Here is a 22,090-nt window from a genome sequence, read left to right as displayed (position 1 = left end):
ACTAAAGCGTTCGCACGTCACCCAGTAACGTGCGACGTCGATGCGCTTTTGCATGTCACCTTTTCAACGCACGCTCATCTGCGACAATCGCAGCTCACTTTTACCCAAACTTGGCAAATGTTTTATGAGCGATCTACCCAACTGCCCCCAATGCGACGGGGAATACACCTACGAGGATGGACCACTACTCGTCTGCCCGAGCTGTGCCCACGAGTGGTCACCGGCCGACGAAGCAGCTGCCGCTGAGGACGCTGCGACTCGCGATGCCAATGGCAACGTGCTTGAAAACGGCGACGCCATCGTCGTCATCAAAGACTTGAAGTTCAATGGCGGCGTGGTCAAAGTCGGCACGAAAGTCAAGAACATCCGCATTGTCGACGGCGATCACGATATCGATTGCAAGATCGATGGCATCGGCGCGATGTCGCTGAAATCCGAGTTCGTCAAGAAGGCCTGATGCTCTCGCCTTTGTGCGGCGGCATCAACCATCTTCCCCGACATCTTGTTTCCAGAAGCCCGATACATTGTTCCCAGGACTCGTGCCTGGGATCGAGAATCGAAACAGGGTGGAACCTGGTGGCCACGTCCACTGCAGTAATTACGAGATGACTTAGGCCGCAGCGGCACGCTGTACCGCTGCGTCGACCGCCGCTCCGAGTGCCTGCATGGCCTCGTGTAGCTGCGCGTCCGTGATCACCAGGGGTACCAGCGAGCGGATGCACGAACCGTAGAGACCAGCCCGGATCATGATCAGGCCGCGCTGGAATGCCTCTTCGACAATCAGCGGCGGCAGCACGGCATTGGGCTCTTTCGTCTCGCGATCCTTGACAAACTCAATTGCACACATCGCACCGCTGCATCGCACGTCGCCGATCACGTCGTGCTTCGTTTGCCAGCGTCGGAAGTAGTCTTGGCAGACCCCGCCGATCTCGTTGGCCCGATCGGCCAAGTGATGTTCACGTAGATAGTCGATCGTCGCCACGGCGCCTGCGCAAGCCACAGGGTTGCCACCATAAGTGGATCCCAGCCCGCCGACGTGAGGCTTGTCCATCACTTCGGCCTTGCCAGTGACCGCTGCAATCGGCAGTCCTGAGCCGATGCTCTTGGCCATGATCACCATGTCCACATCCCACTCGGTCCCGCACCCAGGCGTGTGCTCGATGGCAAACATTTTTCCGGTGCGGCCGAAACCCGTCTGGACTTCGTCGCTGGCTAACAGGATGCCATGTTGGGCAGTGAGTTCGCGTAAAGCCCGAATGTATTCAGGCGGCGCGGGAATGAAACCGCCCTCACCCTGCACCGGCTCGATAATGACCGCCGCCACACTGGTCGGATCGATCTGCGCCACCAACGCCTTCTTCAGATCGCTAATCCGATGTTCGCAGAAATCTTCGGTGCTCATTCCAGCGGGCTTTTCGCGGTACTCGTAGGGGAATGGCACACGATAAATCTCGCTTGCAAACGGGCCGAAGCCTCGTTTGTACAAATCATACTTGCTGGTCATGGTCATGCCCAACAGGCTGCGTCCATGAAAGGCACCTTCAAAGACGATGATCCCTTGGCGGCCGGTGGCGTAGCGGGCAATCTTTACCGCGTTCTCGCCGGCTTCGACACCGGAGTTGCAGAGCAGCGTTTTTTTCGGACCGCGGATGGGCACGATTTCGTGCAGTTTTTCGTTTAGCTGTACCATCGATTCATACGTGCCGACGATGTTGCACAAGTGCAGCAGCCGATCGACTTGGCCATGGATCGCAGCGGTGACTTCGGGTGGACAGTGACCGGCATTCAGAGCGCCGATACCGCCAGCCAAGTCGATGAAGACGTTACCGTCCACGTCCGTCACCGTGGCGCCCGCGGCGCGGTCAGCGACGATCGGACAAGAACGGTACAGACCGCGTACGGTGGTCGCGTCGCGCCGCTCGAGGATCGCCTGGGCGCGTGGGCCAGGCAGGGGGCCGTTGATCCGAATGGTCGAGTTTGCGGTATCGGTATTGGACATAGCTGACGCTCTCAATCAGTAAGTTGTGGGCATTCCAGAGGGGCTGAACACTTTAAAAGTCTGCGGTGCGATTCGATCCGCATCGTTGTGGACATCGCCTTGTCCCCAGACCGCATCCATTGCCGCGTCACGAGGAGAGATCACCACAGCGCCCCCGGTCTCGACATCATAGCCCGGCTGCGGGCCGTGGCAGATCGAGCCCAAGGGATCGCTTTCATCGAAACGGTTTAACAGTTGCCACAGGCCGCGTCGCGAGCAATCGGCCGGATGCGCCTCGAGCCATTCTTCGGCCGTTCGCAGCCGGTTGCGTGTGCTGTAGGCTGGCGCGTCACCACGAGGCGGCTCGATCGAGATCAATTCCGAGTCCAGGCAATGGTTGGTGTGGGCAAGCGTCGACTCTAAAGTCCGCACGGCGAGTCGCGTGGGCGAACGTTCAACACTGTAACCGGTGCTTTCCGCATCCAGCAGCAGGTAGTGGTGTGCACCAGCGACTGGCGCCACTTTCAATAGTGCGAGTGCCTCGTCGGCGTTGCGAGCACGAAGCATGCGGCGGACGACGCTGGTCCACATCACACCGGGACGACCGTCCGCGGTCACCATGTTGTTGATTCCGATCGCCAAACCGTGTTCGTTCACCCCAATCATGACCGGGCATCCCGTCACGGTGAACACGATGGCCGCGGGTTGATCGGTCGACCGCAGGTCCAGTACGCGGATATACGGTGTGGCCGTGGGATGCATGTCCCAAGTTTGCGCCAATAATGGTCGACCGTCCGCAGCGGAATTGGCGGCGACCAACACGGCAGTGCATTGGCCTGGATCTTCGAGTGGCGTCTGGTTCTTCGCACCACCCGCCGCGCCGCCGCGTAGGGCGTCGACAAAGTCAGTGAAGCCGCCGGTCACCAGTAGATCGCGGGCAGGCACGTCGGCGGCACGGGCGATGGCTTCTAGTTCAGCGGTGGTCAGGTCATCGTACCGCTGTTGTTGTTCCCAACAAGCTTCGGCCAACGTCTCGGGGTTAACCGCCTCGCTCCCTTCGCCGATCCAGAAACGGTCATAGCAGAGCCGCATACGCTCTTGCGTTAGCAATTGAATCTCGCTGCGAAACGCGGTGCCGTGGGCGTGGCCCATCGCGGCGGCATCGCCGTCAATTCTCAGCATTTCAATGGAAGGCATTGGACAGTGTTCCTGACCGAAAAGGGCCAACAGCTGCACGAGACAATGATAAAAGACGACGAAACATCCAAACGCATCGATCGGTAGTAGCTACCGCCGCCTATTGTAGAACAAATGTCTCCAAGTGTTCCGCCAACACAGCTGGTTCAGGGTGCGAAACAATTTAGAACATCGTTCCACATTGCAAATCCCCTGCGGTCATATATTCACTCAAGTCCACGTCCGCGGCAATAGCGCCGCGAGGGTGCGGTCGCCATAATGCGACGGATTTTAAAACAGATCGTTTGGTAGCCGCCGGTAATACGTCCGACCTTCTGCGAGACGACGAAGTAAACCTAGGGCCATCTTCGTTGGTAGCGTTCACGGCGTGAGCCGGATGGTTGCTGCAACGAGCCGGCTGACTAGCGATACGAGATGTCCCCCTGGACTTTGCTGTTTGCAAGCTTCGCATTTTCCTACCGCCCTATTCATGATGGCCTATTCATGACGGCCTATTCATGACGGCCAATTCATAACGGAGTGTTAAGCAGGAGTCCGCAAGCGATCGAGGAAGCTGAAGAAACGCCACTCCTGATTCAGGACTTGACGCAGCTGTGCATCGAGTGCCGCAATCACGTCGCGCGTGCGGCTGAGCGACTTTGTGCTGACAAGTTCAGCTTCACTAAGAAACATCACAAAGTGTTCTACCGCGATCAGTGTCGCAGGGGCCTTGAATCGATCGAGCGACATGAATCCCAACTCACTAACAAGCTGTTTTTCCAGTGCAGTTTTCGAAATGCCGTCGAGGTAGGACCGCATCGAGATCCCGTCGCCAGAGAGAGTTTGCAGCACAAAGCCGCGAAGTTCATCGGCAGCGACGGGGGGGATGTCTCGCTGGGCGATCAGCCAATGTGAAAACTCAAAGCACAGCAAATAGCAGTTCACACGCGTTTGCTTGCTCGTTCCCAGCAGTTGATTTCGCACCCATTTGGTTTTTGTCTCTCCAGTCAAACGCCGAATCATCTCGGCTCGCAGCTGTACGGCGTCGGCATCCATGTTCGCGTCGTGTTCTTCAAGAATGGACTCGAGCCGCGCGATCGCCTTAGCGTCACCGCCATCGTGCACGCACTGACGGACTTGCGAGTCCTGGAAAAAGTGGAACATTTCGTTGATAGCCCAGGGCATCAGATCGCTGGTGTCCATGACACGCATGCCAGCCGCTGCCAAAGTATCCGCGGAGCCAGCCATGCCGGCCAATCGAAGCGTCGACACTATACCGAAATACGCCTCGTTGGTTTCGCTCAACGCCGCAGCATCTTGTTTCACCGCGGTTACGATCTTGTCGTCATCGCCAACCAAAAGGTAGTGGTCGACTCGGCTTTTCAGAAACCACAACAATCCAAGATCGTAAATTTGGCGATGCTCCACAGCCAACGTTTCAAGCAACGAAACATAGTCGCTCGAATCGGTACCCTGCTCTGCCTCGAAAATGGCATCCGGAAAAAGAGACTCACGCCACTCCTTGTCTAAATCAGCATGGAGTTGTTCTTTCAGCATGGACACACGCTGTGGCCCATCGACATCATGGAAACGATCCCACCACTGTTCGATTGCAGGATTAGCCGCCTCTTTATCGGGTGCGTCTTTCTTGAAATTGCTGAACAGTTCGTCGCTTGGCGAATCGGCGAACTGTGCGTCCTGGTTCGACGGTTCAGCCGCGGATCGGACTTGACGACGTTTTTCTTTTGCGATTGCCCGCTTCTGACGATCCCGCTTCTTTTGATCCTTGCGCACCTTCTTGTTACTTGATGCCATTCTTATTCCTTCTGTTTTTGCGAGTCGCAGCGAGTCGCAGCGAGTCGCAGCGAGTCGCGATTCAAGCCATTGGACGTCCACGAAGTTTTGCCGTCCCGCACGCGCGTGCCACCTAGTAGTTTTCTCCATTGGGTGGTCTCGGCATTGTTCCTTCGTATTCACGGTCCCGCGCATTCTATGTCATCTAATCCAGTCTCGCGATGACACTGAATGACCGCCCCGCACTTGCCACCAAATCCGTGGTCGGCCACAAGAGCATCCATTCTTCGTCTGTCCCGTGTGCAGGCGGGGTGCTGTGGCGGGGTGCCAGTCACTTCCTCATAAAATCAGCGGACATCAAGCGATTCTGATAGCCGAATGAAGGACCGGCGAATCGCTGGGGTGCGGCTACATGTTTGCGAGATGAAAATTTGCCGTGACACCAGAAGGGTGTCGCCTCGAAATCCACCGCAATGATACACTGTCACTGTGAAGCCCAGGTCCGTTGTCAAATTGCTTTAATTCAACCAGAACACGCGGAAGGTATCGAGAATCTGCTGCGCTTCGTGCAGGTAGTGTTCTGCGACTTCTTCGTTATTGACAACGACGAGCAGGTCGTGTGACAGAACGGAGGTGTTGTACCAATTGAAGCTGCCGTCGATGACGATGCGACGATCAATCACGCACTGTTTCGAATGAATCGGCGAATACGGGATCGGTCTGTCGAAGATACCGTACACCAGTGCAATCGGAATGCCGGCATCCTTGAGTCGCTGGACGGCTGGCAACAGATGACGACTGAATTCCTTCTCCATCGTTCGTGGCTTGCGAATATCACCTTGCCACGCCAAATGTCCGTTGAAGATCGCGCGCACTTTCACACCGCGATGATGCGCATGAATGAGGGCATCGATCACACTATCACCATGTTCACCTCGCAATTCACCAATCAGAAACAAGCAAAGATCGATCGAATGTTGCGCTCGGTTGATTTCTGAGAAGATCGCGTGATGTGGACGATAATACTTGCCATTGAGCATGGCAGTGCGTCCAAAGGTGTAGTAGAGATTAAACGGGCTACGTGGATCAATTCCGTACCGCTGAATCACTCCCCCACGGATCGACTGAAAGATATTGTCCAGCAGCCGACACATCCCCTTGGTGTGGAAAGTCATTCCTGACTCCCAGTTGGCTCCCCACTGATCAAACGTGATGTTGAACGAGCCAATGATACAGTCTTCGTCGTCGAAAATGATGAACTTGTTGTGCATGTCCGTGGCCACTTCCGCCAACGGATCACAGGTGGTGCAGATTTCGCCCAGCAGTTCGATACCGGACCGCTTCAGTTTGAGGTAGTTCTTACTGTTCGTCAGCGTCATCTTGCGCCAATCCACGATGACCTGCACCAAAACCCCGCACTGATGAGCGTAAAGTAGATGGTTGCAAAAATCTTTGTCATCAATGCAGTCGACGCACACTTTGATCGAGTGCAGTCCCGACGGATCCGTTTGCTTCTTCCAAATCACCTTATCAATGTGATCATGAATGAATCGTTTGGGGTGGTACGGATGCCACGTCTGACCTTTTGTGAACTTGGGAATAAGGTTCAATGACTGGTAGTTGTGGTTGATCCAGTCCACGTCATTCTGCAACAGCCGATCATTCAGTTCGACCGTTCTGTATTCGTTGCGGGTCCGCCATTGTGGCGAGACAGCTCGGTTCTGCTCGCCCTGCAATTCGATATGCGGTCCATCCATAAAGATGTATTCATATTCCGACGGCACCGACCTGAATTCGTGGTGCAAAATGTAGGAGAACTTCACACAGGTAACGCGTCCCTGATGCATCGATTGCATGTGAATAAAAATATCACGCGTCACGCGTTGATGTTTGTCTCCCTGCACATTGATGGGATCGGTATGAGCGATATATTGTTCATGACTACCATCCTCGTGAAACACCTTGACGATCACTTTGATATTGAGATCGACTCCCCAGTCCACATCAAACACCAGTGTTCCGCGTCGCAGATAGAACAGATCGTCAAAATCGTTCCTGCGCGCATACGGCGTCTCCAGCCTCGCATGGACCGGCTTTGCATATCGTTCTGCAAAATATGAACTCATAAATTCTTCTGTTTTTCAATGACGTTATGTTAGTTCAAATTCTACGTAATAACCGGTATGATCCGACACGCGACCGTAGGAATGGTCGGTAAACAGCTCCAGGCCGTTTATCGATTGCACCCGAGATCCTTTTTTGAGAAAGATGTAATCGATCCGGCCATCATGACCGATCGCACCTTCAATATCCTGAACACGGTCGCAGTAAACTTGGTCAAATGCGGGTCGATTTACCGTCTTGAGATACTGATCCTCATACTCGCTGGAATTCACGATGTGGCAATAAGCCCCTGAACCAGCTTTAATATTGAAATCACCGCAAATCAGCGTCGCCGCCACATTCTCGTCGTGACGCTCATCGGCCCATTGACGGGTGCGATCAAACTGCGGATAGAAACCATCCTCGGGCCAACTGAGATGAGCACTGAACAGGTTCACCGGGCCGAAATACGGAACATGAACCTGCGCCATAACAACGCGTCGTGCATGAATGTCATAGATATCCTGGCTGTCCGAAACATATCCGGAATCCGTTGCCGAAAATTCATGACGACTCAGAATCGCAACGCCTTCGCGAAATCGATCGAACCCTAGATGCGAATAATCGGTGTGCAAGTGATACGGAAACGGCAGAAACGAATTGATCCGCCGCGCTGCGTTGGAAGCCCAGTCGCCGTTGCCATCGTTCCAGTTCTCAGCCACTTCTTGAAGACACACCAGATCAATTTGAAAGTCCTGGATCGCCTGAGCAATCTGCTTGAATTTGTATTCTTGATCGTTTTCCTGGTAACAGTGCAGGTTCAGCGTCAGCACGCGAAGCGTACTTCGCCGCGACTGATAATTCGCACCATGGCAGTTGTCCCAGACCACTCCATGATCCGTCTCCGATTCAATCGCATATTCAACTCGATACGAATGATGTATCGGCAAGCGTCCCGTCCAGATCTCCCAGCCATACCGGTTGGGATTCCGTGCGACACTGCCGCGAACCAGGTCCCAGTGATTCGGTCGTTTGAAACAACGCGTCACATGGCTCGTCTTCCATTTATCGGTTGACCAGTGAATCCGCACATTCTTGGCGTGGAGCGAAGATCGAACCGCAGAGTCGATGGACAGCGAGACTTTGCCTCCCTGTAACACCGGATCATAGAACAGATGCTGAATGGGCACATCACGATAGACAATCACTCCCGAATCAGCATCAACCTTATAATCACGTCCATGATTGTTGTCCCAGAATGTTCGCCCCGCACACTCGTAACTGACCGAGTAACGAATGTTGCCTGGCAGCGAATGCTCTGACGTCAGAGGGCGACGTATACAGGCGTACCACAACTCACTTCCATCGGGCAATGTGCAGCGGTAGGACGCTTCATCGATATGCCACTCACCCTCCTCACCGCACCAGTGGATCGCCACGTGCTTTTGGTAAGAAAGATTATCGACGCGCACCACAAATGACATTTCCTGCCACGCACCCTGAATGGTGCGTGAGATAATGTTCTCAGTGTATTCAATTCTAATATGCTGCATTTGCGTACTCAAAGCTCCGAGTCTTAAAAGCGTCCCGTGCCAACATTCTTCATAAAAAAATGAATCCCCGGCCCCCAAACAATCCCTGTCGAACTTCGCGCTCTCTATGAATATAGATTGCGTACAGTCGCTGACCGACAAACTTCAAAAAGATGAGTAACATTTCAATATTGCTGCGACGAAAAAACGAGTTCCTTTCGTTTTTGGCCTCATTCTACCCCGCGGCAAAGACCTCCGAAGAGTCTCACGCCGACCAATCGGATTAATCGTTACCCGGAATCGAATCGAGAACGCACTGGCTCGCAGACTCCTGCCTGTCGGGCCTCGGAAGACTCGTGCGACAGAGCCTCGATAAACGATATCGTCTCTATTCTATAGAGGAGGGGGTTCCAATCGCTGCGACGCACGCGTAAACGCCTGTTTTTCCTATAGCGGGCGAAGCTTGCGGTCGCTCAAATACACGGATTCACAACGTCTTCTCGCTGACGTTGGATTGCGTTCCAATTTTGGATAGAATGGCAGCATGTCAAAACTAAACAAAAAAAATCTAGATCGCAGGCGTTTCGTTCTCCGCTCGGTTGCCGGATCGCTCGCTCTGCCTGGACTTTCGTCACTGAGGGCCGAGTCGGTCGGTAGCAACTCGGCTGTTCGAGCGACCCACGGCGCGGGTGTCGGTGCTCGCCGCTTCGTTGCGGTGGGCAACTTGCTTGGATTTCAGCAGAAGCATTTTTTTCCGGAAACCACCGGTAAGGAATTTGAACAGACCACGCTGCTGAAGCCGCTAGAGGCAAACCGGGACCAGATCACGATCTACCGTGGCCTTGATCACGGTTTGCGGGGAGGCCATTTCGCCGTGCACACGTTTCTGTCAGGCGTGCTGCACCACGAATCGAAGCATCGCCCCGATGGCAACGTCACCATCGACCAATTCCTGGCCGATGAGGTAGGAGGGCAAACGCGGTTCGCATCGCTGACCGTGGGGTCCGAAGGAGGCATCCATGGTGGATGCCAAATGTCGTGGACCAAATCGGGCGTCCGCGTCCCACCGATCACAGGCCCCGCCGAACTATTCGACAAATTGTTTGTCACTGAATCAAAAGAACGGCGTGCTCAGAAAGTCAAATCCACTGCGGTGGAAGCTTCGATTCTCGATTCGATCCGCGAAGAAGCGGGTTCTCTTTCCAAGCGAGTCAATCAAGAGGACAAAGCTAAACTTGACGAATACTTCAGCTCGATTCGCGACGTCGAAAAACGGCTCGAAGTCCGCCGCCGCTGGGCGGACCAACCCAAACCGGATGCCCCGTTTGACAAACCGGCCGACACGAACACCGTCGATGACCTGCCGATGCTGTACGAGTTGATCGCGTTGGCGCTGCAAACCGATTCGACGCGAATCGCCACGTTGGAAATCGGTGGCAGCTTCCTGCCACAGAACCTCGGGATCGACAAGTCCTATCACAGTCTCTCGCATCACGGCAATGACGAGGAAACGATCGCGCATCTGATTACACTCGAGTCGTATCAGTTGGAACAATTTGGAAAGTTCTTGACACGGCTTGCAGGAATCCAGGACGGCGACCAGAGCTTGCTCGAATCGACCGCGGTGCTGTTCGGCAGCGGAATGGGCAACGGCAGCTCGCACACCAACACGGACCTGCCGATCTTGATGGCGGGCGGTGGTTACGGCCGCGGCGAGTTCAAGAAAGTCGGTTCCAAACGCTCGGGCAATGTCCCGCTGTGTAATTTGTTCGTCGACATTGCCCAACGGATGGGTGTCCAAAAGGACTCGTTCGGAACCAGCACCGGCACCCTCTCGTAAACGCGATCACTATGTATCTCTGTGAGTCAGTCCGACGCGGGGCGTTTTGCGCCGTCGGGGTTATCAGTTTCGCTCTTGCCGCGATGGCCGATACCGCCGCAGCGGAAACGGCGTCCGAAAACAGTGCTGCTGCAAAAGCCAGCACTGTGGTGGCAAATTTCATGGGCCAGTATTGCCTGCAGTGCCATGACACCGGCTCGGCCGAAGGCGAACGCGAGTTCGAGTCGTTCGAGCTGCCGATCACATCCGAGCAGCAATTGATCACTGCTGATGAAATCATCGATTCGGTGACCTTAAAGATGATGCCGCCCGAGGATGCAGATCAACCGAGCGACGAGCAACGACTAGCGCTGCTAAGTACATTGCGAAACAGCATCGCGGAAGCTCGCGAAAATTTCAAAAGTTCGGGTGGCCGCACTGTGATGCGTCGGCTGTCCAACCGCGAATATGAAAACACGCTGGCGACTCTATTCGATCGTCGTGTCGACACACTCGGGCTGACCGCGGATTTCCCCAAGGAAAACACCAGCCAGCACATGGATACGATTGGTGAGTCGCTGGTGACGTCGGGCTTTCTGCTGGACCAGTACTTGCACGCGGCTTCGCGGCTGGTGGAGACGCGTCTTGGCAAACCCACGATGAAGCCCAAGTCGTGGCACTTTACCGACAATTTCCAACAGTACGAAGAACTCAGTGGTGCCCACCGCAGCGTGTTCAAATTCGAGTACCTGTGTCTGTACGAACAACCCAATACGGATACGCGGCAAGGCGGCTACGGACACATCGAAGATTTCTTAGAGGGCGTGCCGGTGTCGGGACTTTACAACATCGAAGTTCATGCGCAAGCGATGCATCGCGACACGCATTACGACCCGAAGATCTTCCGCATCGATTTTTCGGAACCCTTTCAACTGGCCGTCGTTCCCGGCGACGCCACCAAAGGACACATCCATTATCCTCAGGCGATCGAACCGATTCTCGCCACCGCGATCGTACCGGATGAAAAGCCCGAATGGTTGAGTTTCCGCGTCTGGCTCGAAGCTGGACAAACACCTCGATTCATTTTCCCAAACGGCCCGTACGAATCACGGGCGTCGGTGATCGAAACGAATAAGCGATACAAGGATGAGTTCAAGAGTCCGAAGGTCGGTGTCAGCCGCACATCGCTGCTTCGCGAAGGAGCGCTGCCTCATATCAAGATCGGAGAGATCAAGGTCCGAGGGCCGCTGCCGGAAACCGCAGGAGGCAAAGAGGAACAAGCTGTTTTCGGAGAACAGGGTTTTCAGGAAGACCGAGCGATCGAGCAGTTGTTTGCCTTTGGCCAACGCGCGTACCGTCGTCCGCTGGACCCATCGGATCGCACACGGATCGAGGCGATCTATCGGAAACGATTGTCCGAAAAAGCCAGCCCACGTCAGGCCGCCCTGGATACGCTGAAGATGATCCTTTGCTCGCCGTCGTTTTTGTACCTCAGCGAAATCACTCCCGAAGACGAGACCAAGTTACGCCCCTTCGATCTTGCCTCACGACTTTCCTACGCCCTGTGGGCGGCCCCACCGGATGATGAACTATTCGCTGCCGCCCAATCCGGCCGCTTGACCGAGACGGACGAACTGAAAAAACAGATTGTCCGTCTGCTCGGCGATGACCGATCCAACGAATTCATCAATGGCTTTCTCGATAGTTGGCTAAACCTGCGAGATATCGGCAATCTGCCACCGCCTCGCAATGCCGCCTGGGAATATTACGCCCAAAACTTGCCGGAGTCGATGAAGCAGGAAGCACGTCTGTTCTTCCGGAATCTGCTCGACGAGAACGGATCGGTGATCGATTTTCTCGATGCGGACTACACTTTCGTCGACAAAAAATTGGCAACGCTGTACGGATTACCTGAGCGAGACACGCTCCGTCTGGCCGACGGATTTCAGCGAGTCAGCCTTGCGAAGAACAACCAGCGTGGCGGCGTGCTGGGAATGGCCGGTGTACTAACAGTCAGCGCCAACGGCGTCGACACTTCTCCGGTGACACGCGGCGTATGGGTTCTGGAAAATATCCTTGGGATCACGCCGCCACCGCCGCCGGACGAGGTACCTGCGATTGATGCCGATGTGAGCGGAGCGACCACGATCCGCGAGAAGCTAACGAAACACAGTCAGGACAAAGCGTGCTACGTGTGTCATCGAAACATTGACCCGCTTGGGTATGCACTTGAAACGTTTGACCCCATCGGACGTTGGCGAGAGAGATACCCCAAGGCTAAAGGCAAAGGATCGACGGCGAAGGTGGATCCGTCGGGAAAATTGCCTTCGGGTGAAACCTACAAAGACTTTCCTGGTTTCAAAAAGGTGCTTTTGGAAAGTCGCCGCGATCTGTTTGCTCGCAATCTGATCGAGAAACTGCTCACGTACGCGTCGGGACGCCACATGGAGCGAACGGACCAGTACGAGATCGATGATATTTTGATCCGCGTCAAAGCGGCTGACTACGGACTGCAAACCATGGTAACCGAGACGCTGACCAGCGAGATTTTCCGGTCGCGCTGAGTCCCAAAAAATTAATTGACAAGATCCACTACCGTCCTTCTTCAAATCCCCTCATGTTCCAGGAATCACTATGAAAACGGCCTGTTACGTAGCGATGGCCTTCTGTTTCGTGAGCTTGGTTTCAGCATCATCTGCAGCCGACTCGAATTGGCCCCAGTGGCGAGGACCAGCGGGATCGGGCATCACCTCGGCCGATGGTGTCGTGAGCGAGTGGGGGCCGGACCAGAACGTAAAGTGGCGGATCGAGTTGCCAGAAGCGGGCAACTCAACCCCGGTCGTGTGGGAAGACCGCGTGTTTTTCACTCAGCCGCTTTCGGAAACCAACCAGCGGAGTCTGTTCTGCGTGGATCGAGAGACCGGTCGCGAGGTTTGGCGTCGGAGCGTCCGGTACGACAAACCGGAAACATCGCACAAAACCAATCCCTATTGTTCGGCGTCGCCGGTCACTGATGGGAAACACGTGATCGCTTGGTTTGGGTCCGCCGGGCTGGTTTGCTGGGATGTCGATGGCAACGAACTGTGGCGACGCGACCTTGGCACGCAGCAGCATATGTGGGGCTACGGGTCCTCGCCGATTCTGTATGACGATTTGTGCATCCTGTTGTTCGGGCCGGGGAACAACGAATTCCTGATCGCCGTGGACAAGACCACTGGCGAAACACGCTGGCAGGTGGACGCACTGGATGACAATGCCGAACGCGCTCTCAGCGGCCCCGAGAATGACGGCAATGCCAACGATTTTGGCAGCAACAAACCTCGAAGTGAACGACTGCGAGGTGCCTGGAACACGCCAATCTTGGTTGAGGTCGATGGTCACTTCGAATTGGTTGCCGCGTTGTCGCGCCGCGTCAGTGCCTTTGATCCATCGACCGGCGAGCAACTTTGGACTTGTGGCGGGACGGGACCTTTGGCGTACGCCTCGCCGATGGAATCCGACGGCGTGGTCGTCGCCTTGGGAAGCTATGGCGGCGCATCGCTGGCGGTCCGGGCGGGCGGTCGTGGGGACGTGACATCGACGCACCGGATCTGGCATAAATCCAAAGATCAAGGCTGGTTGGGGACCGGGGTTGCCGACAACGGATCGATCTACATCTGCAACATGAATGGCGTGCTGAGTTGTTTCGATGTTCAAACGGGAGAAGAGCTTTGGAAGAAACGCACCGATGGCGGAGGCACGTGGTCCAGCATTACGCAAACCGGTGACGGCCGCATGTTCTTGCTGACCAAGTCTGGCACGACGACGGTTTTCAAACCCGATCCTAAAGAATTCAAGCAACTCGCGACGAATTCGCTTGACGAAAAGACGAACGCTTCGGTCGTTGTTGCCGGCAACGACATCCTGATTCGCACCGACGAGGCGTTGTGGTGTATCGCGAGGCCTTCGCTAGAGTAAAAGCTTGGCTGTAGCGCTCGCTTGATCGCCACGGACGCCGGGTCGTCCTCGGGCGACTTGCTTATCGCGAGCCCACCAATAACCACTGCCAGCAGGATCACGAACCAACCAAATGCGGTGCGGATTCGGTCGGCTGGCAGCCGCTCGCCAAGAACCACCCCAACCAGCATGCCGAGAAACGCGAGTCCAAGAAAGGCGAGGGTGATCCCCCAGTCGATGCTTATCGAACGCAATTGCCCGGCGAGTCCCGCCAGTGTGTTTAACGTGATGATTGCCAGCGACGTTCCGACGGCGCGTTTTGCGTCGATGCCAGCGAACAGCACCAATGCCGGCACGATCAGAAAACCGCCGCCCACACCGAGAAAGCCAGTCAGCACTCCGACGGCCGCCCCAATCAACAAACAAGGCCAGACGCGGCAACGACGGTCGCGATGCGATTGTTCGGCTCGCCCCCGCACCATTGCGACCCCAGCCGCCAGCATGATCGCGGCGAAGATCAGCAACAGCGTTCGCTCGGAAACCAGTTCAGTAAGGAACGAACCGAGATAGGCTCCCGGCGCTCCTGTGACCGATAACAAGATCGCCGCCCGCGTATGAAAACTGCCTTGTTGCCAATAGCGTGCTGCCGCCGGCAAACTGGACCCTCCCACCACGACCATCGACATCACCACAGCTTGCCCGACCGGGACGCCGAGCACGAACGTTAAAACAGGGAGCGTCAAAATCGAACCGCCCGCCCCAAAGCTGCCGAGCGTGATCCCAACAAGCACCGCCAGAATCAGGGCGAATAGAAGCGAATCCATTATCGGCCTCGGTCACGAGAAAAGACGGTTGCTGGCGGCGGCGGGGTCACCGAGCACTGCGGGAATCGACGTAGGTTTTGACGAACTGCTCCAACTGAGGCTGATCGCATTCAAACCCCATCTTCTTAGCCTGCGTGAGCGTCTGTTCTCCCGTCATCCCTTGCTCGGCGGCCATGTGCATCATGACCATCGCGCCTGCCCGCTTTCCGGATTGACAGTGTGCGAAGACCGGCTTGGGCAGTTCGCTGAATTTTTCGCGAAACCGATCGACTACCTCGGGTGACATATCCTGCATCGATACCGGAATGTGCAGATACTTTAACCCATTCGCTTCGACCTTCTGTTGCTCGGCGTCGGGCGACAATGGTTGATCATCCTCCCCCGCTGTTCGGAAATTGATCAATGAAGCAAATCCCTCTGCTGCGATTTTCTCAATTTCGTCTGCCGATGGCTGGGGACCTACGGTGATTTCGTCGCTTATTTTCATCCGCTGGGACATTGGGTTTCCTTTTACGTTTTAAGTGAAATTAGCTAGAGGAGAGTAACCCGTAGCAAATGCGATACCGGTAACAGCTTGGGTGCCCCCCAAGTCGATGGGATTCGGAACAGAAGTTGCAGGTTCATTTTCTCATTTGACAGCACACATCAACGTCCCTCTGTGTGCGGCATGCAGGACAGGACGCTTCAATATTGACATCCACAATTCAGGGTAGCTGCGATGAAAAATCCGTTAGCAAAGCACGCCTGGTCACCTTATCTCGTTGGGGCCGGGATTGGCGTGCTCAGTTGGTTCGCTTTCTGGAGTGCCAACCATCCGCTGGGAATCACGACCGCGTTTGAACACACGGTGGCTCTCGGGATGGAGGCGGTGGCTCCGCAATTCGCTGAGTCGAATTCCTACTATCAAGACCACTCGCCAAAAATCGGCTGGGAATGGATGTTGGTGGTTGGCGTGCTGCTCGGAAGCCTGCTCAGTTCGTTCTCATCAGGAGATCGCGAACCGGTCGTGATCCCCGCGATGTGGCAGCGCCGGTTCGGCAACAGCGCCGCACTTCGGTTGAGTGTCGCATTCTTTGCCGCCGGCTTGATGATGTTCGGTGCTCGGTTAGCACAAGGTTGCACCAGTGGTCACGGAATCAGTGGAAGTCTGCAGCTTGCCGCCTCGAGCTGGATCTTCAGCATCACGTTTTTCACGGTTGCCATCCTTACTGCATTTCTACTTTACGGCCGGAGGACTAGCGAAGATGTTTGATCCAATCTGGAAACTTGCTCTTGGGCTGATCACCGGAGTCGTGTTCGGCATATTGCTTCAAAAGGGACGCGTCGCAAAATATCACGTCATCCTTGGTCAATTCCTGTTCCGTGACTGGACCGTGGTCAAGATCATGGGAACGGCGGTGGTGGTTGGGTCGATCGGGATCTACGCGTTGCTACCGACCGAAGCGGTGTCGCTGCACATCAAACCGCTTGCCTGGGCCGGCATCCTCGTTGGCGGTGCTTGTTTCGGCGCAGGCATGTCGCTGTTCGGATACTGCCCCGGAACCAGCGTCGCCGCTTGCGGTGAAGGACGCCGAGACGCGATGGTTGGCGTCGTGGGAATGTTGTTCGGAGCCGCACTGTTTGTCGGATTCTATCCCCAGCTCTCTGCGTTTGCCAAAGCCTGGGGCGAGGCGGGCAAGATCACGATCCCGCAGTGGACCGGCACCTCGCCGTGGCTCTGGATCGCAGGGCTGGTGGCAGTGGCGTTGGCCGCATTCTTCTTCGCTCGGCTGAGACACAATCCGACGCCGAGGCCACGCCCCCAACCGACCGGCCGCGGTAAGCAAGTGCGTGCGTGATATTAAGCGGTAGCGATCGTCATCAGAACGTAGAGCACGTTCTGGTGAACGAAACGACTGCACGGGCGCATCGGCCTGTGCCGGGCAACTTTGTTGCAGACCCCCGTATGTTGGATCTTTCACCGCATCCACGCTTCGGGTCGTTCACGCCGTATTCCCTGCGGGGGAAACAATTGAGACAATGACGTCGTCTGGCACACCTGCCTAATCCGCATGCCATCCACTCGCTGCATTCCCCCCCTATCACCGCTCCGAGTCACTATGAGTCCGAAAGTTTACGGCATTGTTTTCGCTCTGCTGACGGGTCTGTTTTGGGGCATGTACGGCCCCGCACTACAAACGTCGCGTGTGTCAGGGCAGAGTCCCTTCAAACCCTTTATTTTGATCGGTGTCGCCTACCTATTGATTGGAATTCTCGGCGGAATAGTGGGCATCCTTGCGACCAAAGACAATTTTCATTTCGCCCCGGTGACCGTTCGTTGGGGATTTATCGCCGGATCACTCGGCGCTTTTGGAGCATTGACACTCACGTTGGCGTTGTTTAAAAGCCGGGCTCCGGATCTGGTCATGCCAATTGTGTTCGGCGGAGCGACGCTTGTATCGGTCGCGATCGGACTGTGGATGAAGCAAGAACTGCTTTCGGCCCATCCAATGCAGTACATTGGCACGTTGGCGGTCGTGATCGGAGTGGTGTTGGTGCAAGCCTACGCATCGCACGGCCCAGCAAAACCAGTCGACGCCTCGACCGTCAGTGTCGTCTCGCAACCGGCCAGTCCGCCCAGCGAACTCCCTTCCGAAGCGCCAACGGATCGGTGACGGTTGCGTTGTGGTCTCTGGTACCCCGGCGCTGACTGGGTCCCCACTGCCGTGCCGCTACTTTCCGTCGCGACCGTGGCGTTCTCGAGCGACCTCTTCGAGCGATTGCTGAATCGCAGGGCATGCACTCCGCACGGCGTCCAAGTCCACACGGCGAAGTTCATACAGGGCACAGGGCGTCACCGCGCGACAGGTGGCGGAGCGGGGTTCACGCAACAACAACGCCAATTCACCGAAAAACTGTCCTGCCACCAACGTGTTCAGCTGTTTCGACTCGCCGTTAACGTCTTTGACAACCCGTACCACGCCACGGGCGATTAAGAACAGTGAATCGCCGGCCTGGCCTTCGCAGATGATGTCTTGTCCCGAAGGCACCGTGTGCTCGCGCAGCTTGCTGGCCACGCGATTGAACTCCTCGGGCGGCGTCTGTTCAAAGAACGGAACTTTGCGTAACAACTCACTGGGATCAACGTGCAATTGTGCATTGAGCGTTTTGGCGTCGAGTTGGCCGACGTGTTGCCGCAGGTTCTCGATAATTTCGCCGGCGATCCCATCGGGGATGGTGCCAGCGATGTTTTCGCACTGGATGACCTCGCGTTGTGCTTGCGACACCAGTCGTTCCCCAAGTTGTTCCTGCATCAGTTGGACGAATTCGGGGAACTGTTCGGCCACCGCATCGATTCGCGATTTCGCCGACGCTTGCCATGCTTGGTAACGGCGGCGAACCTCTTCGACCACCGACCGATCCTCTTGTTTTGCAATCTTGTCCAAGTGAGCGAGCACTTGGTCGCATCCCTGATAACGTCCCCACGCGCGGGCATATTCGCCGCTGGTGCGAGCGACGCCAATCTGGCTCGCCCACCGGCGTGCCAGCGGGATACGCTGCATCATTTGAGTCACTTTCTGACGTATCGCCTGACGCTTGGGGTCGTAAATCGTCGCTTTGGGCAACTCGCCCTGATACCGCATCGATTCGCTGCACAACTCTAATGAGAAGGCCAAGTCGCGATAAACTCGCTCGGCCAAATGGCGTTTGGTGAACATGTCAAAGTACAGTTTTCGTTCCAGTCCGAAGCAGCGAAGATAGACCACCGCTCGCTCTTCTTCGCGACTAAGTTCCTGTGCCCGCAATTTTTCGCGTTCGGTTGTCAGTTCATCGAGTTCGCGGAGGAGGCGATCCTGAAGCCGACTCGCGATGACGGAGGAGAAGAAGCCACCGGCCTGCAATTCGGGAACTCGCCTGAGCGCATTGTGCTTGGCAGTAATCTGTCCCTCGATTCTGGCCAGCTTGTCGGCGGCACTGGGTTGATCCAGCCCAAGCGTTCGCACCAGTCGGCCGATTGTCGTCGCCTGGACAATCAAGGTGAACAGCACCGCGCCCATCACGATCGCAGTGAATTGCGATTTGTAGGGAAAACTGTCGGGCAGGTACAGCACGATCGCCAACGCGATCGCACCTCGCAATCCGCCCCAATCCATCACGATTTGGTACGCCTTGCTGACCGTCTGCGAGAACTTGCCAGTCAGCGGCACAAGTCCAAAGATCACGACTGCTCGCGAAATTTGCATCGCGACCAGCACGACCACTAGCACGCCGATCGCGTTGTAAAGGTCACTCAAATCCACGCTCAATCCGACTAACAGGAAGATCAAGGCATTGCAAACGAACGCCATGTACTCCCAGAAATGGTGCATAAAGCCGCCGACTTCGGGCGAGATTTTGGTGCGTCCCCAGCTGCCCATCATCAGCCCCGCGACCAATGTCGCCATCACTCCGCTGACGTGCAGGTAATGTTCGGCGATCAGGAACGAACCGTACGCTAAAACCATCGTCAACGATATTTCGATGTCCGAGTTGGCGCGGACGCGTTGCAACAACTGCCCAAACACCCAGCCAAGTAGCATGCCAACGAAGATCCCCCCGAAGAACACCCCAAAGAATTGTGCCAACCCGTACAGTGCAGCTTCGCCGCTGAACCCCTCCGTCGCGACGCTCAACAGGATCCCAGCGACGACAATCGACGTTGCATCATTAAAAAGACTTTCTCCCTCGACCAGGACAGTCAGCCGTTTAGGGGCACCGAGCTGTTTAAATAATGCGATCACGGCGACGGGGTCCGTCGCGCTGAGGATCGAACCGAGCAGCAGTGCCGCGGCCAAGGGAATCTCCGTCAACAATGCGACGATGCCGCCGATAATCAACGTCGATAGCAGCAGCCCCGGGATGGCCAACATCAGCACGGGTAGCAGATTCTTTTGAAGTTGCCGAACTTCCAAGTTGTATGCCGACTCGAAAACCAGCGTGGGCAGAAAGACGAACAAGATCACGTCGGGCGAGATTGTGTACTCGGCCAACAAGCGAAGCGTGGGCACATGCTTGCTGATTAATGCCAACGTCAATCCGATCATGACGAGCATCACGGTGAATGGCAACTTCCACCGATTGCAGATCGCGAGTACAGCAGCCGCGAGCAGCAAAAGAGCGAAAATTACCGCGACCTGTTCGGTGACTCCATGCCCGCCGCCCGAAGAGGTCTGGGAGGAAGCAAGCACGAGATAAGACGACAAAGTCGAAGGCATCATGTTTTTCACCGCAGCGAACCGCGACACTCGGCGACGGTGTTCACACCGAAAAAACCGATGCGTCGACCGCATTGTAGCAAAGGTGCAGGCAACCGATGCGTGCCAAAGCAGACGGCATTGGGCTCACGCGGGCGGGCTTGTTTCGCTAAAACAACGCTCGAACCACACCCCGATTTCAAACGTGAATCAAAAAGCGAGAGCCAGCATGAGGGCAGCGATCTATAGCGAATTCGCCTCTCCATTGACCATTGAAACTGTGGCGGACCCGACGCCTTCAGATCACGGAGTGGTGATCCGGGTCGCAGCAACGGGGCTGTGCCGCAGCGATTGGCACGGATGGATGGGGCACGATCCCGATATTCGTTTGCCGCATGTCCCTGGGCATGAGTTGGCCGGGGTGATCGAAGCGGTTGGCCGCCACGTCGGCCGTTGGCAAGTCGGCGACCGAGTGACCGTGCCGTTTGTGTGTGGTTGTGGCACGTGTGCTGAGTGTGCTGCGGGCGAACACCAAGTGTGTGAACGGCAATTTCAACCCGGTTTCACTCACTGGGGATCATTTGCTCAGTACGTCGCAATCGACTACGCCGACGCCAATTTAGTCAGACTACCCGAAGCGATCGATTTTGTGACTGCCGCCAGTCTGGGGTGCCGGTTTGCAACCGCATTTCGGGCCATCGTCGACCAAGGCCAACTCAGCGGCGGGCAATGGGTAGCGGTTCATGGCTGCGGCGGTGTGGGGTTGTCTGCGATCATGATTGCCAACGCATTGGGGGCGAACGTGATTGCAATCGACATTCACGAAGAGAAACTCGACTTTGCACGAGCGATTGGAGCGGCCGAAACGGTGAACGCGGCGGTCGTGGATGACGTCGTTGCCCAAGTGCAGAGCATCACTCGCGGAGGGGTGCATGTTTCGCTCGACGCGTTGGGCAGTCCGACCACCTGTTTCAACTCCATCGCCAATCTAAGAAAGCGTGGTAAACACATCCAAGTCGGGCTGATGTTGGGCGAACACCGACAGCCCTCGGTGCCGATGGACCAAGTGATTGCGAACGAGCTCGAGATCCTGGGCAGCCACGGCATGCAGTCGCATCGCTATCCGGCAATGTTGGCGATGATTACCGCTGGCAAACTGCAGCCCGAGAAGTTGGTGGGCAAAACAATCCGGCTCGAAGAATCACTCGAAGCGCTGACCACGATGGATCGCTATCCCAACACCGGCGTCACGGTGATCAATCAATTTGATTGAGGAATGCATCAGCTGCGGACGCGTGTTTTGAAGTTGCGTTTGTATCACAACCCGACGCGTCAGTTTTGATGTTGCGCATTTGTATTTAGGGGCAACGCCTCGGACGTTTACCTAGCCCAGCCCAACGGGCTGGGACCAAGAAAACCAATGAATTGTAGGGCCAACGGTCCGGCCGTTTGCTGGGACTTAATGAGGGCGGCTAGCAAATGGCCGGGCCTTTGGCCCGAAGAACGTCTAAACGCGTAACTTCAAAACACGCGTGCCAGCCGTGGGCTTCCCTCGGTTGCTCGTTTCGATACGGATACTCGTTAGGACCAGTACAACCGCTTCGCCGCCACGTCGTTCACCGCAGACGTGGGCGATTTCGGCAGTCACCGTCACGCACCGGTACAACTGCACGACCTACGTTTCCAGCGGAACAAGGAATATCGGGTCGCAGACT

General features: G+C 55.9%; 15 protein-coding genes and 1 pseudogene. 8 read left to right on the top strand and 8 right to left on the bottom strand.

The features are described from left to right. Positions 1–124 precede the first annotated feature (124 nt). Positions 125–457, top strand: coding sequence for a zinc ribbon domain-containing protein YjdM (locus tag ABD971_RS09300; RefSeq protein ID WP_339942397.1), 333 nt, complete (start codon positions 125–127; stop codon positions 455–457). A 153-nt stretch (positions 458–610) separates the two neighbouring features. Here the strand turns inward: ABD971_RS09300 and ABD971_RS09295 are convergent, their stop codons facing one another. The 5 genes from ABD971_RS09295 to ABD971_RS09275 all read right to left on the bottom strand — a co-directional run bounded on the left by ABD971_RS09295 (position 611) and on the right by ABD971_RS09275 (position 8,604). After that, positions 611–1,999, bottom strand: coding sequence for an aspartate aminotransferase family protein (locus tag ABD971_RS09295; protein WP_345321417.1), 1,389 nt, complete (start codon positions 1,997–1,999; stop codon positions 611–613). Positions 2,000–2,014: 15 nt separating this feature from the next. Beyond that, on the bottom strand, positions 2,015–3,175 hold the full coding sequence (locus ABD971_RS09290) for a C45 family autoproteolytic acyltransferase/hydrolase (protein ID WP_345321415.1): 1,161 nt from the start codon (positions 3,173–3,175) through the stop codon (positions 2,015–2,017). 522 nt (positions 3,176–3,697) lie between these two features. After that, on the bottom strand, positions 3,698–4,969 hold the full coding sequence (locus ABD971_RS09285) for a hypothetical protein (protein ID WP_345321413.1): 1,272 nt from the start codon (positions 4,967–4,969) through the stop codon (positions 3,698–3,700). A 497-nt stretch (positions 4,970–5,466) separates the two neighbouring features. Further along, positions 5,467–7,074, bottom strand: coding sequence for a phospholipase D-like domain-containing protein (locus ABD971_RS09280; protein WP_339942393.1), 1,608 nt, complete (start codon positions 7,072–7,074; stop codon positions 5,467–5,469). A 24-nt stretch (positions 7,075–7,098) separates the two neighbouring features. Next, complete coding sequence (locus tag ABD971_RS09275; RefSeq protein ID WP_339942392.1) at positions 7,099–8,604, bottom strand: endonuclease/exonuclease/phosphatase family protein; 1,506 nt, start codon at positions 8,602–8,604, stop codon at positions 7,099–7,101. Between the two features lie 523 nt (positions 8,605–9,127). Between ABD971_RS09275 and ABD971_RS09270 the strand changes: the two genes are divergently transcribed. The 3 genes from ABD971_RS09270 (at position 9,128) to ABD971_RS09260 (ending at position 14,359) form a co-directional block, all read left to right on the top strand. Continuing rightward, a complete protein-coding gene (locus tag ABD971_RS09270; protein WP_339942391.1) occupies positions 9,128–10,423 on the top strand; it encodes a DUF1552 domain-containing protein in 1,296 nt (431 codons plus the stop codon). Between the two features lie 83 nt (positions 10,424–10,506). After that, positions 10,507–12,966: a DUF1592 domain-containing protein gene (locus tag ABD971_RS09265; protein ID WP_345321613.1), complete on the top strand. Its 2,460-nt coding sequence runs from the start codon at positions 10,507–10,509 to the stop codon at positions 12,964–12,966. Positions 12,967–13,036: 70 nt separating this feature from the next. After that, entirely contained in the window at positions 13,037–14,359 is a 1,323-nt protein-coding gene (locus ABD971_RS09260) for an outer membrane protein assembly factor BamB family protein (RefSeq protein ID WP_345321410.1), read from the top strand. Between the two features lie 143 nt (positions 14,360–14,502). On the opposite strand, the pseudogene ABD971_RS36030 reads toward ABD971_RS09260, so the two are convergent. Both ABD971_RS36030 and ABD971_RS09250 read right to left on the bottom strand, forming a co-directional pair. Further along, positions 14,503–15,162 (bottom strand): annotated as a pseudogene (locus ABD971_RS36030) (sulfite exporter TauE/SafE family protein); the annotation flags it as partial. Between the two features lie 46 nt (positions 15,163–15,208). After that, positions 15,209–15,661 (bottom strand): protein tyrosine phosphatase family protein, encoded by a 453-nt coding sequence (locus ABD971_RS09250; RefSeq protein WP_339942388.1) that lies wholly within the window; start codon positions 15,659–15,661, stop codon positions 15,209–15,211. A gap of 219 nt (positions 15,662–15,880) precedes the next feature. Here ABD971_RS09250 and ABD971_RS09245 point away from each other — a divergent pair, with 219 nt between their 5' ends. The 3 genes from ABD971_RS09245 (at position 15,881) to ABD971_RS09235 (ending at position 17,816) form a co-directional block, all read left to right on the top strand. Next, positions 15,881–16,414 carry a YeeE/YedE family protein gene (locus ABD971_RS09245; protein WP_345321405.1) on the top strand — a complete coding sequence of 178 codons (534 nt, stop codon included), beginning with the start codon at positions 15,881–15,883 and terminating at the stop codon, positions 16,412–16,414. Further along, positions 16,407–17,000 (top strand): YeeE/YedE thiosulfate transporter family protein, encoded by a 594-nt coding sequence (locus tag ABD971_RS09240; protein WP_345321403.1) that lies wholly within the window; start codon positions 16,407–16,409, stop codon positions 16,998–17,000. The genes ABD971_RS09245 and ABD971_RS09240 overlap by 8 nt, the downstream gene beginning before the upstream one ends. 261 nt (positions 17,001–17,261) lie before the next feature. Further along, positions 17,262–17,816, top strand: coding sequence for a hypothetical protein (locus tag ABD971_RS09235; protein ID WP_339942385.1), 555 nt, complete (start codon positions 17,262–17,264; stop codon positions 17,814–17,816). 57 nt (positions 17,817–17,873) lie between these two features. Here the strand turns inward: ABD971_RS09235 and ABD971_RS09230 are convergent, their stop codons facing one another. Then, the gene (locus tag ABD971_RS09230; RefSeq protein WP_345321401.1) at positions 17,874–20,399 is read right to left on the bottom strand and encodes a cation:proton antiporter; all 2,526 of its coding nucleotides are present in this window, start codon (positions 20,397–20,399) and stop codon (positions 17,874–17,876) included. Positions 20,400–20,580: 181 nt separating this feature from the next. Between ABD971_RS09230 and ABD971_RS09225 the strand changes: the two genes are divergently transcribed. Further along, positions 20,581–21,648: a zinc-dependent alcohol dehydrogenase family protein gene (locus tag ABD971_RS09225; protein ID WP_345321399.1), complete on the top strand. Its 1,068-nt coding sequence runs from the start codon at positions 20,581–20,583 to the stop codon at positions 21,646–21,648. Positions 21,649–22,090: the final 442 nt, after the last annotated feature.

This window comes from Novipirellula rosea, assembly GCF_039541335.1.
GTDB lineage: Bacteria > Planctomycetota > Planctomycetia > Pirellulales > Pirellulaceae > Novipirellula > Novipirellula rosea.
This window is presented reverse-complemented; position numbering and strand designations above follow the sequence as displayed.